16 protein-coding genes are annotated in these 15,788 nt (G+C 69.9%); 5 read left to right on the forward strand and 11 right to left on the reverse strand.

Going from position 1 to position 15,788, the window contains the following annotated elements; genetic code table 11:
• Positions 1-81: 81 nt before the first annotated feature.
• The 7 genes from HZS54_RS02320 to hemC all read right to left on the reverse strand — a co-directional run bounded on the left by HZS54_RS02320 (position 82) and on the right by hemC (position 7,147).
• Entirely contained in the window at positions 82-1,104 is a 1,023-nt protein-coding gene (locus tag HZS54_RS02320; RefSeq protein ID WP_179920363.1) for an ABC transporter ATP-binding protein, read from the reverse strand.
• Positions 1,104-1,925, reverse strand: a complete 822-nt coding sequence (locus HZS54_RS02325) for an ABC transporter permease (RefSeq protein ID WP_425484388.1) — start codon at positions 1,923-1,925, stop codon at positions 1,104-1,106. Before HZS54_RS02325 ends, HZS54_RS02320 begins: the two co-directional genes overlap by 1 nt.
• Before the next feature lie 119 nt (positions 1,926-2,044).
• Entirely contained in the window at positions 2,045-3,025 is a 981-nt protein-coding gene (locus tag HZS54_RS02330; RefSeq protein ID WP_179920364.1) for an ABC transporter permease, read from the reverse strand.
• Positions 3,025-4,164 carry an extracellular solute-binding protein gene (locus tag HZS54_RS02335; RefSeq protein WP_179920365.1) on the reverse strand — a complete coding sequence of 380 codons (1,140 nt, stop codon included), beginning with the start codon at positions 4,162-4,164 and terminating at the stop codon, positions 3,025-3,027. The genes HZS54_RS02330 and HZS54_RS02335 overlap by 1 nt, the downstream gene beginning before the upstream one ends.
• Positions 4,165-4,324: 160 nt before the next feature.
• Positions 4,325-5,092 carry a uroporphyrinogen-III synthase gene (locus tag HZS54_RS02340; protein WP_179920366.1) on the reverse strand — a complete coding sequence of 256 codons (768 nt, stop codon included), beginning with the start codon at positions 5,090-5,092 and terminating at the stop codon, positions 4,325-4,327.
• 16 nt (positions 5,093-5,108) lie between these two features.
• Positions 5,109-5,912, reverse strand: coding sequence for a uroporphyrinogen-III C-methyltransferase (gene cobA / locus HZS54_RS02345; protein WP_179920367.1), 804 nt, complete (start codon positions 5,910-5,912; stop codon positions 5,109-5,111).
• Positions 5,909-7,147 (reverse strand): hydroxymethylbilane synthase, encoded by a 1,239-nt coding sequence (hemC, locus tag HZS54_RS02350; RefSeq protein ID WP_179920368.1) that lies wholly within the window; start codon positions 7,145-7,147, stop codon positions 5,909-5,911. Before hemC ends, cobA begins: the two co-directional genes overlap by 4 nt.
• A 773-nt stretch (positions 7,148-7,920) precedes the next feature.
• On the opposite strand from hemC, the gene HZS54_RS02355 reads away from it, so the two are divergent.
• On the forward strand, positions 7,921-9,666 hold the full coding sequence (locus HZS54_RS02355) for a glycoside hydrolase family 97 protein (protein WP_179920369.1): 1,746 nt from the start codon (positions 7,921-7,923) through the stop codon (positions 9,664-9,666).
• Entirely contained in the window at positions 9,663-10,205 is a 543-nt protein-coding gene (locus HZS54_RS02360) for an NUDIX hydrolase (protein WP_179920370.1), read from the forward strand. The genes HZS54_RS02355 and HZS54_RS02360 overlap by 4 nt, the downstream gene beginning before the upstream one ends.
• A gap of 15 nt (positions 10,206-10,220) precedes the next feature.
• Here HZS54_RS02360 and HZS54_RS02365 read toward each other — a convergent pair whose 3' ends face one another.
• The 4 genes from HZS54_RS02365 to HZS54_RS02380 form a co-directional block, all read right to left on the reverse strand.
• Entirely contained in the window at positions 10,221-10,565 is a 345-nt protein-coding gene (locus HZS54_RS02365; protein ID WP_179920371.1) for a DUF5615 family PIN-like protein, read from the reverse strand.
• A 2-nt stretch (positions 10,566-10,567) separates the two neighbouring features.
• Entirely contained in the window at positions 10,568-10,861 is a 294-nt protein-coding gene (locus HZS54_RS02370; RefSeq protein WP_179920372.1) for a DUF433 domain-containing protein, read from the reverse strand.
• Positions 10,862-10,989: 128 nt separating this feature from the next.
• Positions 10,990-11,379, reverse strand: coding sequence for a PIN domain-containing protein (locus HZS54_RS02375; RefSeq protein WP_179920373.1), 390 nt, complete (start codon positions 11,377-11,379; stop codon positions 10,990-10,992).
• Complete coding sequence (locus HZS54_RS02380) at positions 11,376-11,576, reverse strand: DUF7557 family protein (RefSeq protein ID WP_179920374.1); 201 nt, start codon at positions 11,574-11,576, stop codon at positions 11,376-11,378. The genes HZS54_RS02375 and HZS54_RS02380 overlap by 4 nt, the downstream gene beginning before the upstream one ends.
• Before the next feature lie 123 nt (positions 11,577-11,699).
• Here HZS54_RS02380 and HZS54_RS02385 point away from each other — a divergent pair, with 123 nt between their 5' ends.
• The 3 genes from HZS54_RS02385 to HZS54_RS02395 all read left to right on the forward strand — a co-directional run bounded on the left by HZS54_RS02385 (position 11,700) and on the right by HZS54_RS02395 (position 15,617).
• Positions 11,700-12,323, forward strand: coding sequence for a dTMP kinase (locus HZS54_RS02385; RefSeq protein ID WP_179920375.1), 624 nt, complete (start codon positions 11,700-11,702; stop codon positions 12,321-12,323).
• Positions 12,324-12,421: 98 nt separating this feature from the next.
• Positions 12,422-13,600 carry an aspartate kinase gene (locus HZS54_RS02390; RefSeq protein ID WP_179920376.1) on the forward strand — a complete coding sequence of 393 codons (1,179 nt, stop codon included), beginning with the start codon at positions 12,422-12,424 and terminating at the stop codon, positions 13,598-13,600.
• 184 nt (positions 13,601-13,784) lie between these two features.
• Positions 13,785-15,617: a methyl-accepting chemotaxis protein gene (locus HZS54_RS02395; RefSeq protein WP_179920377.1), complete on the forward strand. Its 1,833-nt coding sequence runs from the start codon at positions 13,785-13,787 to the stop codon at positions 15,615-15,617.
• Positions 15,618-15,788 lie beyond the last annotated feature (171 nt).

Below are 15,788 nucleotides of genomic sequence, written 5' to 3' on the forward strand. Positions count from 1 at the left end.
CGACTCCGGCGACGGCGAAAAGCCATGCGTTTGCCGGCGGGAGTCCGGCGTTCGGCCGCGCCGTCCCCACCGTCTCCGGCCTCAGGGCTCCGAGAGGACGTGAACGCGGTCGGTGTCGAGCGCGAGCGACACCCGGTCGCCGGTCGCCGGCGCCTCGCTCGGGTCGACCCGGAGCGTCACCGACTCGCCGTCGGGCAGGTCCGCGACGGCGCGGACGTGCTCGCCGAGGTAGAACCGCTCGCGGACGGTCGCCTCGAAGGACCCGTCGCCCACCTCGAACGCCTCCGGGCGGGCGACGACGGTGACCTCGCCCTCGTCGCCGTTCGGGGCGGGCGTCGTCGCGTGGCCGAAGTTCAGCCGTCCGTTCCCGGCGGTCGCAGTCAGTCGATTCGACGTACCCACGAAGTCGGCGACGAAGGCGTTTTCGGGCCGCTCGTACACCTCGGCGGGCGTCCCGACCTGTTCGACCTGCCCGTCGTTCATGACGGCGATGCGGTCGCACATCACCATCGCCTCGCTCTGGTCGTGAGTGACGTACAGCGCCGTCACGTCCAGGTCGTCCAGCAGGGCGCCGATCTCCTCCTGCAGTCGGGTCTTGAGCTTCGCGTCCAGGCCCGTCATCGGCTCGTCCAGCAGGAGCACGCGGGGCTCGATGGCCAGCGCCCGCGCGAGGCCGACCCGCTGTTGCTGGCCGCCCGACAGCGTCGTCGGGTCCCGACCCGCGAGTTCGCCGATGTCGAGCATCTCCAGTAGTTCGGTCGCGCGCTCGGCCCGCTCGTCGGCGGGCACGTCCCGCATCTTCAGCCCGAACTCGACGTTCTCGCGGACGGTCATGTTGTCGAACAGCGCGTACGACTGGAAGACGAGCCCGACCGACCGCCGCTCGGGCGGGACGTGCGTGATGTCCTCCTCGCCGAAGCGCACGGCGCCCCGCGTGGGCGTCTCGAACCCCGCGACGGTCCGCAGGGTCGTCGTCTTCCCGCAGCCCGACGGGCCGACGAGCCCGAGCGTCTCTCCCGGTTCGACCGTCAACGACACGTCGTCGACGGCGGTCGTCTCCCCGAACACCTTGGTCACGTCGTCCAGTTGCACTCGTTCGGCCATTATCTGACACCTCCGATAGAGAAGCCGCGCTGGCCGGTCGCCTGCAGCGCGACGGTGACGCCGGCCACGATCAGGAAGTACAGCGAGACGGCCGCGGCCGTCTGCAGGATGGAGCTGTTGGTGATGTTGTTGTAGAGGAAGATGGAGAACGGCCGCGGCCCCCGCGAGTACACCATGTAGGAGAAGTTGAACTCCGCGGCGGCCAGCGTCCAGCAGACGATCGCCCCCGAGAGGATGCCCCGCTTGGCGTTGGGGACGATGACGGTGAGGAAGGTCCGCGGCCAGGACGCCCCCAGCGAGCGGGCGCTCTCCTCTAGCTGGCGCAGGTCCATCGACTCGAACGACGACTGGACCGCGAGGATCATGTAGGGGATCTTCAGCAGCGAGTAGCCGATCACCAGCGCCGCCGCGCTCGGGAGGCCCGGGTAGGTCCGCAGGAAGGCGATCCCGAGGATGACGCCGGGCACCAGCGGGAGGACGGCGGCCGTGTTGAGCCAGCCGACGCCGGGGAAATCGTAGCGGGTCACGGCGTAGGCGATCGGGACGCCGACGACGAGGTTGATCAGCACCCCGAACAGCGCGACTCCGAGGCTGAACACCAGCGACGCGCCCATGATCGTCACCGAGTACCCGCCCGGGAGGTCGATCGTCGCGCTGCCCAGCGCCCGCTGCGCGCCGACCGACTCCTGGAGACCGAGGACGTGCAGCCAGTTGTCGAGCGTCCCCAGTTGCTGCGGGAAGACGCCGGTCCAGTCGCCGGCGAAGGATGCGACGAGCGTGAGCGCGACCGGGGCGATGAGGAAGACGACGGTCACGCCGATGAGCGCCGTGACCGCCCGCCGGCCGACCGCGGCCGAGAGCCGGGCGAGCCGGCCCGGATCGCGGTCGGGCACCGTCCGCCCGGGGTCGCGCTCGGGAACTGTCTCCCCGGTGTCGGTGCTCACGAGGCCACCTCCGCGCTGGTGTAGCGCAGGCCGACGAACGTGAAGACGAGCGTGAACGCGAAGAAGGCGACCGCCAGCGCCGACGCCATCGACAGATTCCACCCGGTCGACAGCTCCTGCTGGAATCGGAAGGTGATCACCGACAGCGCCTTCAGCACGAGGACGGTCCCGAAGATCGCCAGCGCGGTCCGGAAGGTGAGGATGAGCGCGCCGACGACGCCGGGCCGGATCTGCGGGAAGGTCACGTAGCGGAACGTCTCCCAGGGGGTCGCGCCCAGCGCCCGGGCGGCCTCCTCGGCGTCGGTGTTGACCTCGGCGTAGCTCCCGCGCAACAGGAAGGTCGCCCGCGGGATCATCGAGTAGCAGTACCCGAGGAAGAGCCCGGCGATCGCCAGGGTCGTCCCGGGCGGCTGGCCGGTCAGCGCCAGATCGACCGGGTCCATCCCCGCGATCGCGGCGAAGAAGTTCGTCAGCACACCGGTCCGGGCGAACCACACCATGATCATGAACGCGACGACGATGCCCGGCAGGCTGATCGGGAACGAGATGAGCGTTACCAGCAGCCCCTCGCGGGGCAGGTCGTAGTTCTCCAGGCCGTGGGCGATGGCGATCCCGACGGCGACGCTGACGACGGTGGTCGCCGCGCCGAACCACAGCGAGTTCCACACGACCTCGCCGTAGATCGGGTCGGCGCTCACGCCGCTGCCGACGACCGGCAGGTACGCGACCACCGACAGCGCGAGCGTCCGGAAGTTCCCGAACTGGAGGCCCTGAATCGCCGCGGACGACTCCGAGAGGCTCATCCGGACCAGATACACCAGCGGGACGAACGCGCCGACGACCGCCAGGGCCAGGAACGGGGTCACCAGCGCGACGATCCGCCGGCGCTCGCGGTCGCGCTCGGTCTCCGGCGCGATGAGCCGCTCGCTCCGGCTCCGGAGTCGACCGACCAGCTCTCGGTCGTCGAGCGTGGACATCAGTACCCCGTCAGGCCGACGCCCTCGCCGATCGCCTGGATGATGTCCTCCTGGTTGTCGACCATCTTCTCGTAGTCGACGCCGAACTGCGTCTCCTCGTAGCGGCTCTGGGCGGGGAACTCGTCGGGCATGTCCAGTTCGGAGGCGCGGATCGGGCGGACGTAGGCGTCGAGGAACTGCCGCTGGCCCTCCAGCGAGAGCACGTAGTCCATGAACAGTTTCGCCGCGTCGGAGTTGGGCGCGCCGTCGAGCATGCCGTAGCCGTAGGGGTTCTGCATAGCGCCGGACTCGCCGTTCGGCCCGGTCAGCAGGCTCACGCCGACCTGGTCCTCGCCGACGGCGTCGGAGTTGTACTTCAGATCCAGCCCGGTGTAGTCGTACTCGACGAAGGTGACGACGTTGCCGGAGGTGAAGTCGCCCTCGAGGTTCCCCCGGAAGGTCGCGCCCATCTCCTGCAGCTCGCTGTAGTAGTCGACGACCGGCTGTACGTCGTCGAGCGAGCCGCCGTAGGCGTTGTTGATCGACAGCGCGCCGGCCAGCCCGACCGCCGCCTCGGGCGGCTGGAAGACCAGGTCCTGGGCGATGTCGGGGTTCTTGAGGTCCTCCCAGGTCTCGGGCGGCTCGATGCCCCGCTCCTCGTAGATGTCCGCGCGGTAGGTGACCGTCGTGGTCATCTGCCGGGTAGCGGTCATGTGGCCGTTGTCCGTCTTGAGCTGCTCGGGCACCTTATCCCAGTTGGCAGGCTTGTAGTCGGTGGTGTGGTCGTCCTGCATCGCGAGGATGCCGTAGGTGTACCCGCCGTTGTACGCCGAGTGGGTCGGGTCCTGGGCGTTGGCCTTGATGTCCTGGAGCGCCTCGCCCGACGAGCGCTGGTCGTCGTTGAGCGCGACGTCGTACTCGGACTCGAACGACTCCATGATCGCGCCCCAGTTCGACCAGCCCGTCTGGACCGCGTAGATGTACAGCGTCTCCGGGAAGTTCGAGGGGTTGACCGTCGTCTGATAGTCGCCGTAACCCACCTCGTAGCTGCCGGGGGTCGCCGTCCCGCTCCCGCCGCCGGAGACCGAACAGCCGGCCAGGGCGGCCGCGGCCGCGCTCGCGCTCACACCCGTCAGGAACTCGCGTCGTGTCCGTGACATACAGGTCATCCTGAAAGTCTCCCCCGAAAAGGAGTTTCTAAGACCTCTATATGCCTGTCTGTCCCCGTCCGTTCGCTACACACCGACCGATACCGGACGGGAGCGCTACTGTCGGCTATTGAGACGGTGTCCCCGAACGGAGCGACCCGAGTCCCGACCGCTACGAGTCTATCGCCGCGACGACCGCCTCGGCCAGCGCCTCGAAGTCGGCGACCTCCGGGACCACGTCGACCGCGACGCCGGCGTCGGCCGCCGTCTCGGCGGTGGGGTCGCCGATGACGCCGACGGTCGCGTCGGCCAGCCCGTCGAGCGCCTCGGCGCGGACGCCGCGCTCGTCGGCCGCGGCGAGGAAGTTCCGGACCGTCAGCGACGAGGTAAAGAGGGCGCCGTCCAGTCGGCCCTCGGCGGCCAGCTCCGCCGAGTCGCCGGCGTCGGCCGGTCGCTCCAGCCGGTAGAGCACCGTCTCGTGGACGTACGCGCCGGCGGCTTCGAGCCCCGTGAGCAGGACCGCCGAGCCGTGGTCCGAGCGCGCCACCTCGACGCGGGCGCCGCCCACGTCGGCTTCGAGTTCCTCGACCAGACCGGACGAGGAGAACTCCGCGGGGACCCGGTCGACGCGGTAGTCGTGCGCCCGGAGCGCGTCGGCGGTCGACTCGCCGATGGCGCAGACGGTCGCATCGCCGGGTTCCCACCGCTCGGTGGGACCGCCGTCGCCGGCGCGCTCGCCCGCGACCAGTTCGACGCCCGTCTTGCTGGTGAACACGACGTAGTCGGCGTCCGTCCGGGGGACGCCACCGGTCGGGTCGACGGTCAGCATCGGGTCGGCGACGGCCTCGGCGCCCAGCGATTCGAGCGACTCGACCGCGGCGTCCAGCCGCTCGTCCGGCGGCCGGAAGACGGCGACTCGCGGGCGGTCGGCGGCGCTCATCGGCGACGCCCCTCCATCATCGGTCCTCCGCCTCCGCTGGGGGCGCGTCGTCGCCTGCGGGCGCGTCGCTCCCGTACCCGCGGAGGAACTCGACGACGCGCTCCCGTTCGGCGGCCACCTCGCCGATGACGGTGATCGCCGGCGGCGAGATGCCGACCTCGTCGCGGGCGTCGACGATGGTGTCGAGCGTCCCGGTCGCCACTTGCTGATCGGGCCAGGTCGCGCGCTCGACGAGCGCGACGGGCGTCTCCGGGTCCATCCCGGCCTCGCGGAGCGCCGCGGTGTAGTCGGGCAGTTTGCCGACGCCCATCAGGACGACGATGGTGCCGCCGGTCGCGGCCAGGGCGTCCCAGTCGACCGCCGACTCGTCCTTGGTCGGGTCCTCGTGGCCGGTGACGAAGGAGACGGAGGAGGCGTGGTCGCGGTGGGTCGCCGGGATTCCGGCGACCGCCGGGCCGGCGATGGCGGAGGTGACGCCCGGGACGACCTCGAAGGGGACGCCGTGGTCCGCGAGGTAGGCGGCCTCCTCGCCGCCGCGGCCGAAGACGAAGGGGTCGCCGCCCTTCAGCCGGACGACCGTCTTCCCGTCCTCGGCGAGTTCGACCAGCCGCTCGTTGGTGACCGACTGGGGCGTCCGGTCGCCCCCCGCCCGCTTGCCCACGTCTTCGCGTTTCGCCTCGGGGATCAGTCCCAGAATTTCGGGGCCGGGGAGCTTGTCGTGCAGGACCACGTCGGCCTCGTCGAGGAGCCGGCGGGCCTTGACGGTCAGCAGGTCCGGGTCGCCCGGGCCGGAGCCAACGAGGTAGACGGTGCCGGTCATTCCTCGCCACCCGCGTCGGCGTCGTCACCGCCTCCGTCGCCCCCCACGGCGGCGCCGCCGTCCTCGTCGGGCGTGTCCGGCGAGGCGCTGGCGGCCCCCGAATCCTCGCCGGCCTCCCGGCGCGCCTGCTCGATCAGGTCCGCGGCGCCGGCGTCGGCGAGATCCGCCGCGAACTCGCGGGCGGCCTCGGCGTGGTTCTGGACGGGCAGCTCGCGCGTCTCGCGCACCTCTTCGTCGCCCTCGCGGTCGAGCACGCGGACGCTCGCGCGGACGACCGACCCCTGGAGGACGGCGTAGATGCCCACGGGCGCGACGCAGCCGCCGCCGAGTTCGCCCAGGATCGTGCGCTCGACGGTCGCCTCGACCCGCGTCGGCGAGTGGTCCAGCACGCTCCGCAGGTCCTCGGCGAGTTCGCCGTCCCTGGCCGTGACCGCCAGCGTCCCCTGGCCCGGCGCCGGGACAAACGTACCGGGACCGAGCTGTCGGTGCTCGACGTGGTGGAGCAGCCCCGCCCGCTCCAGCCCCGCCTCCGCGAGGACGATCGCGTCGTACTCGACGTCGGGGTCCTGCTCCAGCGCCCGCCGCTGGAGTTCGGTCAGGTCCTCGAACCACTCCTCGACGGTCCGGTCGTACTCCGAATCGTCCTCGTCGTCTTCCTCGTCCTCGTCGCCGTCGTCGAGCTGTTTGTACTCGGCCATCTCCTCGATTTCCTCGTCGGCCTCGGCGACGACCCGCCGTTCGTGCTCGGCCAGCAGCGGCGGCGCGAGCAACTTCTGGATGCGCGTGTCGACGTTGCCCCGCAGGGGCTGGACATCCAGGTCCCCGCGCTCGGCGAGCAGCTGCGCGCCGCGGCGGAGGCTGGACGTGCCGACCGTCGCGCCCTCGGGCAGCCCCGAGAGGGAGGCGCCGTCGCGGGTGACCAGCACGTCCCGCGGCGCGGCCCGTTCGGGGACGCCCGCGACGACCATGTCCTCGGGCATCTCCGTGGGCATGTCCTTCATCGAGTGGACCGCGGCGTCGCAGTCGCCGTCGAGCACCTCCTCGTCGAGCGCGCGGACGAACGCCCCCGTCTTCCCCAGTTCGTGGATCGCCTCGTCGGTGATCTGGTCGCCCGTGGTCTCGACCTCGACGAGTTCCACGTCGAAGCGGCGGTTCTCCAGGCGCTCTTTGATGGTGGCGGCCTGCCGCAGCGCGAGCGCGGACCCGCGAGTCCCCAGCCGGAGCGTCGTACTCATTACCTCTCAGTGGTCGGGCCGTGGTGAAAAGCACACCACTTCCGCGCTCGCTCGACGTTCCGTTCGATGTGCTCGTTTATCGGTTGTTTCTGTTGGATAGGGTGTGAAAGCAAGTCGACCGACAGCGACCGCACTTGACGGAGACGGCAGGCGATGAAAGCCCTCGCTGCGCTCGCTCTAAACCGCAGTGACCGCACTTGACGGTGAGCGATGAAAGCCCTCGTCGCGCTCGCGGTCGCTGAGCGGGATATCCGCGCTCTCCGCACAGCCCGCGCGGATAGTGGCCCACTCAGGCGACTGAACAAGCGCGAGCGCGCCTCGCCCTTTCAGTCCGCCAGGGACCGCCACCGCACGGTACCGCAACCGCCCCGCACAGCACCGCAGACGGCCACGAGCCTCCCCAGCCGATTCGCTCGCCTGCGGCTCTCTCATCCCTCGCGCGGCTACGTCGCGCGCACGAGAGCGCGCGACAGCACGCGCCGACCGCACCGCGACCGCTCGCCGCAACAGCCACTCCCTGCAGATAGCATCCGGCGCCGCAGGCGCCGGTTCACCGGCTGCGAGGGAGCGGAGCGACCAACGCAGCCGGCTTTTTTCACCCATGTTTTTTGCCGGGGGTCGAGGTGCGAGCCCGCCGGCTCGCGCCGACGCCCCCGGCAAAAAGATGGCTGTACTGAACGCCGTCGACGGTTCTGCAGACCGTTCCGGCGACGGATCGGGCGACTCGTTCCGACACCCGCAACTTTTTGCGACGGCCGCGAGCCTCCACGCACATGCGACTCACCGGCCCCGCCGACGCGAACGCGGCCGTCTTCGACCCTGAGACGGCCGAACTCGCCGTCGAGCGCGACGGCACGACGCTCGTGGCGCCCTCCGAACTCCCCGTGGAGAAACTCGCCCGTCAGCTCCACGGCGTCGACTGGACCGGCGCCGCGGTGTCGGTCGACGACCCCACCGAGGTCGACGAGACGTACGCCCTCCCGAAGGGGAAAGCGCGCGAGCGACGGCACCGGGCGGTCGAGCGGACGGTCACCTACGACCACCCCGATGCCGACGGCGTCGTCGAGGTGGACCTCCGGGCCGCCGCCGAGGGCGTCGCCTTCCGATTCCGCGTCACCGGCACGGCGATGCAACGACACACCGGCGACGAGACGACCCTCTCGCTGCCCCGCGACACCGCCACGTGGCTGATCCCCTTAGACGAGGCCCACGAGGCCAGCGCCCGCCAGCAGCCCGTCGTCGAGACGGGCGGAGAGTACTGCACGCCCGGCCTGTTTCGGGTCGACGACGAGTGGCTGCTGCTGGCCGAAGCGGGCGCCGACGGCGACTACGCCGCGGCCCGCCTCGTCGCCGAGGAATCGGGACCGGGGATGACGTTCGGGCTCCCGCAGACGCAGATGAACGCCCACTTTCCGCTGGAGACGCCCTGGCGCGTCGCGATCACCGGCGACCTGGCCGACATCGTCGAGTCGACGCTGGTGACCGACCTCGTCGACGACGCCGGGTTCGACGACGAGTGGGTCGAACCGGGCCGCGTCGCGTGGTCGTGGTGGTCCGAATCGGACAGTCCCGACGACTTCGAGCGCCAGCGCGAGTATATCGACTACGCCGCCGACCGCGGGTGGGAGTACGTCCTCGTCGACGCCGGGTGGCCGCGCCGCCGCGCGGAGATGCCCGACCTGATCGACTACGCCGACGAGCGCGGTGTCGACGTGATCCTCTGGACCCACTGGACGGACGTGAACACCGAGTCCAAGCGGAGCGAGCGCCTGCCGACGTGGGCCGAGTGGGGCGCCGCCGGCATCAAGGTCGACTTCATGGACGCCGACGACCAGGGCCGGATGGGGTTCTACGACGACCTCGCCGAGGCGGCCGCCGACCACGAACTGCTGGTCAACTTCCACGGTTCGGTCGTGCCGACGGGCCTCCAGCGCCGCTACCCCCACGTCATGACCTACGAGGGCGTCATGGGTGCCGAGTACTACAAGTGGTCCACCGTCACCCCCGAGCACAACTGCACGCTCCCCTTTACCCGCAACGTCGTCGGCCCGATGGACTACACGCCGGTGACTTTCTCCGCCGACGCCGCACAGACGACGCCGGGCCACGAACTCGCCCTCTCGGTCGTCTTCGAGTCGCCCCTTCAGCATTTGGCCGACTCCATCGACGAGTACGCCGCTCGACCCGAAGCCGAGGGGTTCCTGGAGCGGGTGCCCGCGGCCTGGGACGAGACGCGCCTCGTCGGTGGGCACCCCGGCGTCGAAGCGACCGTCGCCCGCCGGTCGGGCGAGGAGTGGTTCCTCGGATCCATCACCGCGGGTCCACAGCGCATCGTCACCGTCGACTGCTCGTTCCTGGGGAGCGGCGCGGCCGACCCCGGCGACGAGTGGACCGCCCACGTCGTTCGAGACGAGGGAGACGGAACGCTCGAATCGGAGGAGTGGACCGTCACCGGCGAGGAAGCGCTGGACGTGGTCGTCCCCGAGAACGGTGGGTTCGCGGCGCGGTTCACACAATGACGATCGAAGAGCGGACTCGCGAGGAAGTCGACCGTCGACTGGCCCGCCTGAAAGAGGAATTCGGTCAGTTCCCGGTCGTCGAGGAGACCGCCGAGAACGACCCAGAGTTCTTCGAGTCGGGCGTCGAGATGGTCGAAGAGGGCTGGATCGGCGACGCCGGCGCGTTCGTGACCGACGACGACGATCGAGCGCTGCTGATCCGCCACGAGTCCGAACCGGAGAAGTGGGGCACTCCCGGCGGCGGTCACGAACCGGGCGAAAGGATGGCCGAGACCGCCCGCCGCGAAGTCCGCGAGGAGACCGGGGTCGACGTCGAACTAACGGGAGTCTTCCGGGCTCGGCGGAAGACGGCCGTCCACGCCGACGACCCCGACCGGCGGTTCCAGATGCTCACCGTCTGGTTCGACGGGGACACGCGGGAGGCCGAGATCGACGTCGGCGACGACGAGATCGCCGAAGCGCGGTGGTTCGCGGAGCCACCGGACCGGGTTCACGACTTTCTGGAAGCTCGAATCGTGACGTGGGCAGAGCGGCGGTAGCACGATATCGACCAGTCACAGCCACTCGCGTCCGGTCTTCTGTAGCCCCTCGACCTCCTCGTGCGGATAGACCTCCGCCATCGCGTCGACGATCGCGACCAGTTCGGTCACAGAGACGGATTCGTCCTCGAAGAACAGCACGGCGTGGTATTCCCCGGGCGAGAACCGAGCGACGAAATCGTCGTCGTACGTGACGATCGTTCGGTCGGTCTCGACCGAGTATCGGGCGAGATCTGCGTCAGATGCCCCCTTGCCGAGTTCCGGAATCGAATCGACGTGCTCGGTATCGTGTCCCGACGCAGTGAGGCGGTCGGTCGCGCCGTTCTCGATGTTCTCGTCGAGCAGCAGCCGGTACCCCACGATTACTCGTCCGGCGGCCTGAGCGTCGTCCGGTCCTCGGCCTCGGCGATCCGCTCCTCGTGCCGTTTCTCGACGGTGTCCATCTCGTCGGGATTACGATGGTAGTAGGTGAGCGCCGCGTACACGTCCGCGAGTGGGAGGTCGTATCGATCGGCCACCGACGCCGGGGAGAGGCCGCGGGCCTCGACCTGTTCGCGGAGGAAGCGGACGGTCAGGCGCGACCCCTCGACGTGAGGCTCGTCGTGTATCTCGGAGTCCTCGCCCGGGACGATACCGCTCACCTGTTCGGTCGCCATCTACGTCGAAATTGCGCGGTTTCGGATTTAAACCTTCGCTGGCAGCGAATGGTACCCTTCTGCTCGAGACTCTCCTGTTCGGGTGTTGGTCGGCGGTCGGATCGGCTGTTCCGGTCCAGATGGGTCCGTTACGTCCGGAGATTCGTGACCTGCATCACCGCTTCGAGCGCGTCCGTCTCGAAATCGCCGTCTGCGACGACCAACTCATCCCCGGTCGACCGAGCAGTCGCGGCGATCAGTAAGTCCGCCGTCGCCAGTCGATCGCCGTCGTCGATCAGTTCGTCCTGAAGCCGAGCCGCCTCGATGGCGACGGATTCGTTCAGGTCGAGCGCCTGCACGCCGGCGAAGTCCTGACGGACCCCGACGATGTCCGTGTCGCCGCTCCCGAGACGGCCGTTGATCACCTCGAAGACGCACATCGTCGACGTGAGCCACGGCTCGCGACCCTCGATGTACGCTCGAACTGAATCGTCGCCGCGGAGATACTGGATGATAGCCGACGTGTCCAGAAACGTCATCGGTCGGGGCGCTCCCGCCCGTCGCGGAGGTGTTTCATCGCCTCGTCCGCCGCCTCGTCGCCCCAGGCACCGAAGTTCATCGGCTCGCGGCCGCTCGTGATCCGCTGGAGAAACTCGTCCCACGTCTCGTCGTCCCGCTTCAGGCCGTCGAGCCGCGCTTTGGTCTCCTCGTCGACCGGTATCGATGTCCGGCTCACGTGAATTTATTGGGAATTCACCGGTCAAAAACCTTTGTTCGCGAGAGGGCGGATCCGATCGACAGCGGCCTGCGATTCCCGTGACCCCGGCACTCATACCCCGCCCGCTCTCACCCCCAGCCGATGACGGGGACCTTCGTCGCGCTGGAGGGGACCGCGGGAACGGGCAAGTCGACGTTGCTGGACGCACTGGCCGACGAACTCCGCGAGCGCGGCGAGTCGGTCACGACCGTCCCGGAGTTCGCCGACGGGTCGATCGGCGAGTTCGTCGTGGACGAGATCGTCAGCGGCGACGCCGCGCAGTTCCGCGAGCGCGCCCTCTCGCTGACGGCCGGGGCGCTCGCGAGCGTCAGCTACCAGGCCGAGACCGAGATCCGGCCCGCGCTCGACGAAGGGGAGATCGTCCTCACCGAGCGATTTCTGGACAGCGTCGCCGTCTACGACACCCCCTTCGTCGCCGAGCGCGAGGGCGTGTCGATGGAGGGGGCTCTCGCCGAGTTCCGCGCCGCGATGCCGGTCGAGCCGGACCTGACGGTTCTGCTGACAGTCGACGAGGAGACACACCGCGAGCGCCTCGCGGCCCACCGGCCGGAACTGCTCGACGACGGCGCCGTCCCCGACCGACGCGGCGAGCGCGAACGGCGATACCGCGACCTGCTGGCCGACCGCGAGGACGCCCTGGTCTACGACAATTCCGGCGACGTGTCCACCGCAGTCGCAGAAATTGCCGCGGAAATCGAACGATAACCGACGATTGCCGCCGCGCAATGGACACAGTTATTCGGGGAGACGTGTAACGCCACGTCACCAGCTATGCGTCACGCACACACGATGCAGGTGATCCGATGCGAGTCGTAGTGAAGTTCGGGGGCACGAGTCTCGGCAACGGCGAGCGCGTCACGCGCGCGGCCGACTCCATCGCGGCGGCCATCGAGAACGGCCACGAGGTCGCCGTCGTCGCCAGCGCGATGGGGTCGACGACCGACGACCTGCTCGACGACATCAACTACGAAGCCGAGGACGCCGACCGCGCCGAGATCGTCTCCATGGGCGAGCGCACCTCCGTCCGGATGCTCAAGGGCGCGCTCGCCGCTCGCGGCATCGACTCCGACTTCTTCGAGCCCGGCAGCGAGGGGTGGCCGATCATCACCGACGAGTACGGCGAGGTCGACGTCGACGAGACGAAGAAACGCGCCAGCGCGCTCGGCGGCCAGCTCTCGGACGTGGTCCCGGTCATCACCGGGTTCCTCGCCCAGGACCTCCAGGGCAACGTCACCACCCTGGGACGGGGCGGCTCTGACACCACCGCCGTCATGCTCGGCAAGTTCATGGACGCCGACGAGGTCGTCATCGTCACCGACGTCGAGGGCGTCATGACCGGCGACCCCCGCGTCGTCGAGGGCGCCCGCAACGTCGGCGAGATCACCGTCGACGAGCTTCGCTCGCTATCCTTCCGCGGCGCTGAAGTCGTCGCCCCCTCCGCGCTGTCGTACAAGGACGCCGATCTGGGGGTTCGCGTCGTCCACTACCAGCACGACGACCTGCTCACGGGCGGCACGTCCATCGAGGGGGAGTTCCAGAACCTCATCGACCTGCAGGAGGACCGACTGGCCTGCGTGACCGTCGCCGGCCGCGCCATCCGCAACAGTCCGGGCATCCTCGCCGACCTCGCCGCCGCGCTGGGCGACGAGGGGATCAACATCGAGGCCAACTCCTCGGGGATGGACTCGATCACTTTCTACGTCGACGCCGACGACGCCGAGGACGCCGAGGCGCTGTTGCACGACGAGGTTGTCGACGGCGACGCCCTCTCCAGCGTCACCGTCGAGGACGACATCGCCGTCGTCCGCGTCACCGGCAGCGACCTCCCCAACCAGCCCGGCATGGTCAAACGCACCGTCGACCCCGTCTCGGAGGCCCACATCCATCTCTACGACGTGATCACCTCCGCGACCTCCGTCTCCGTGTTCGTCCCCTGGGACGACCGCGAACAGACGCTCCAGCTCGTCCAAGACGTGTTCTGAGCGGTCCGCGCCCCAGTCTCCGCTCTCCGCCCGACCGAGCCGCCGGCTCGTCGCCGTCCCGACCGCCGACCGGTACGACCCCCTGACGGCTCCCCACCGGTCAATAGCCCTCCCGAACAGTCGAACGGTCACAGTATCCTATATATTACCGCTGTTTATATATGGGGAGACTGCAGTGGCGGCCATGAGTCAGGATTCGGGGGACGGCCCGGGGCTGGCCGGGCTGCTCCCGCGGGCGGTCAGGGAACGGTTCGCGTACAAGTTCTTCGGGTCGGTGCTGGTGGTGATGGTCCTCACGGCGGGTCTCGGTGCGGTGCTGTTCGGGACGACGACGGCGACGCTGACCGACCGGACGGAGTCCCAGCTGGAGTCGACCGCCCAGCTCCAGGCCGAGGGGCTCGACCGCTGGATCGAGGGGCTGCGACATCAGACGCGACTCGTCTCGCAGGCGCCGCCGTTCGTCCGCGACAACCGCTCGGACATCGACTACCACCTGTTGCGCCAGCAACAGCGCTACAGCGAGGACATCCTCGACGTCCACTACGTCCACTCCCACAGCCGGGAGGTGCTGGTGAGCACCAACGGGAGCGTCGAGGGGACGAACCTCTCGCGAGCGGGCGTGCCGTGGGCGCGCGACCGCGCGACGACCGTGGGGCGGGTGACCAACGTCGCCGAGCGCGTGTTCGTCGCGACCGAGCCCTACGAGTCGCCGGCGTCGGGCCAGCGGGTGCTCGCGTTCGTCAGCGCGCCGCCGAAAAATACCGAGAACCTCGTCGTCGTCGAGGCCAACCTCACCGCGTGTGGCCGGTCGTTCGACCAGCCCGACGAGGCGGGCTACACGACGGTCCACGGCGGCGACGGCGCCCCGATCTGTGGCGGTGCGTCCGCCGGGGCGGCGGGCGGCGCACCGGCGCCCGACGCCGCGCTGGCCGCGAACGACTCCGGGTTCGCGACCGCGGGCGAGGAGGTGCTCGGCCACGCGACCGTCGCCGGCACCGGCTGGACCGTTCTCACGCACGTCCCGAAGTCGGCGGCGTTCGGGCTCCGCAACGACATCGCGACCAGCATGGGCGCGCTCGTCGTCGTCCCGCTGATCGCGCTGGGCGTCGTCGGCGTCGTCATCGGCCGCCGCGCCGGGTCCCAGCTCTCGACGCTGACCGAGAAGGCCGCCGCGATGGGCGACGGCGACCTCGACGTCGACCTGGAGAGTTCCCGCGCCGACGAGTTCGGCCAGCTCACCCGCGGGTTCGCCGAGATGCGCGACGCCCTCCGGGCGCAGATCGACGAGACCGAGACCGCTCGCGAGGAGGCCGAGGTCGCCCGCGCCGAGGCCGTCGAGACCAACGAGTACCTCCGGGAGACCGCCGAGCGCTACTCGGAGGTCCTCGCCGCCTGCGCCCGCGGGGACCTCACCCAGCGGATGGACCCCGACGGCGAGAACGACGCGATGGACCGCATCGCCGCCGACTTCAACGAGATGGTCCGCGAGCTGGAGCTGACGACCGGGCAGCTCCAGACGTTCGCCGAGGAGGTCGGCGACGGCGGCGAGGAGGTTCACGCCAGCGCCGAGACGGTCAAGGAGGCCAGCGAGCAGGTCGCCGAGTCGATCCAGCGGATCTCCGACGACGCCTACGAGGGGAAAGAGCGCCTGGCGACGGTCTCCCAGGAGATGGACGCGGTCGCCGAGGAGCTCGAACGGATCGACGCCGAGCGCGAGGACCTCGACTTCGAGGAGGCGCTCGTGCGGGTCCGCACGGTTTCGAACCTCGTCGACGAGGCCGCGTCCGGCGGCGAGACGGTCGTCGAGGAGAGCGAGACGGTCGCCGGCGCCGCCGAGGAGCAGGCCGCCGAACTCGCCGAGGTGTCGGCCCGCGCCCTCGAACTGAAACGCACCGCGAAGTACCTCGGCGACGGCATCTCCCACTTCGAGACGGAGGCCGAACACGAGTTCGTCTTCCAGACCGGCGACGGCGCCGACGCCGACGCCGCGGTGTCGAGCGACGCCCGCGATGAGTGACCCCTCGTCCCGTCGGAGTCGACCCCGTGAGCCGGCCGCGAGCGCCCCATCGACTGCCGCCGCGGTTCGACGGGAAGCGCTCGCCGACGAACGGACCTGCCCGTCACGGGCCGGACGCGCCCACCGGCGCACTCACCTGTCGGACACGAAATAAGTCGCTGGCGGGCGGAG

Source organism: Halosimplex pelagicum, assembly GCF_013415905.1.
GTDB classification, from domain to species: Archaea; Halobacteriota; Halobacteria; order Halobacteriales; family Haloarculaceae; genus Halosimplex; species Halosimplex pelagicum.

Coding starts and splice junctions, on each gene's coding strand:
- HZS54_RS02320 (WP_179920363.1), bottom strand. CDS start 1,104: ATGGCCGAACGAGTGCAACTGGACGACGTGACCAAGGTGTTCGGGGAG.
- HZS54_RS02330 (WP_179920364.1), bottom strand. CDS start 3,025: ATGTCCACGCTCGACGACCGAGAGCTGGTCGGTCGACTCCGGAGCCGG.
- HZS54_RS02335 (WP_179920365.1), bottom strand. CDS start 4,164: ATGTCACGGACACGACGCGAGTTCCTGACGGGTGTGAGCGCGAGCGCG.
- HZS54_RS02340 (WP_179920366.1), bottom strand. CDS start 5,092: ATGAGCGCCGCCGACCGCCCGCGAGTCGCCGTCTTCCGGCCGCCGGAC.
- cobA (WP_179920367.1), bottom strand. CDS start 5,912: ATGACCGGCACCGTCTACCTCGTTGGCTCCGGCCCGGGCGACCCGGAC.
- hemC (WP_179920368.1), bottom strand. CDS start 7,147: ATGAGTACGACGCTCCGGCTGGGGACTCGCGGGTCCGCGCTCGCGCTG.
- HZS54_RS02355 (WP_179920369.1), top strand. CDS start 7,921: ATGCGACTCACCGGCCCCGCCGACGCGAACGCGGCCGTCTTCGACCCT.
- HZS54_RS02360 (WP_179920370.1), top strand. CDS start 9,663: ATGACGATCGAAGAGCGGACTCGCGAGGAAGTCGACCGTCGACTGGCC.
- HZS54_RS02370 (WP_179920372.1), bottom strand. CDS start 10,861: ATGGCGACCGAACAGGTGAGCGGTATCGTCCCGGGCGAGGACTCCGAG.
- HZS54_RS02375 (WP_179920373.1), bottom strand. CDS start 11,379: ATGACGTTTCTGGACACGTCGGCTATCATCCAGTATCTCCGCGGCGAC.
- HZS54_RS02385 (WP_179920375.1), top strand. CDS start 11,700: ATGACGGGGACCTTCGTCGCGCTGGAGGGGACCGCGGGAACGGGCAAG.
- HZS54_RS02390 (WP_179920376.1), top strand. CDS start 12,422: ATGCGAGTCGTAGTGAAGTTCGGGGGCACGAGTCTCGGCAACGGCGAG.
- HZS54_RS02395 (WP_179920377.1), top strand. CDS start 13,785: ATGAGTCAGGATTCGGGGGACGGCCCGGGGCTGGCCGGGCTGCTCCCG.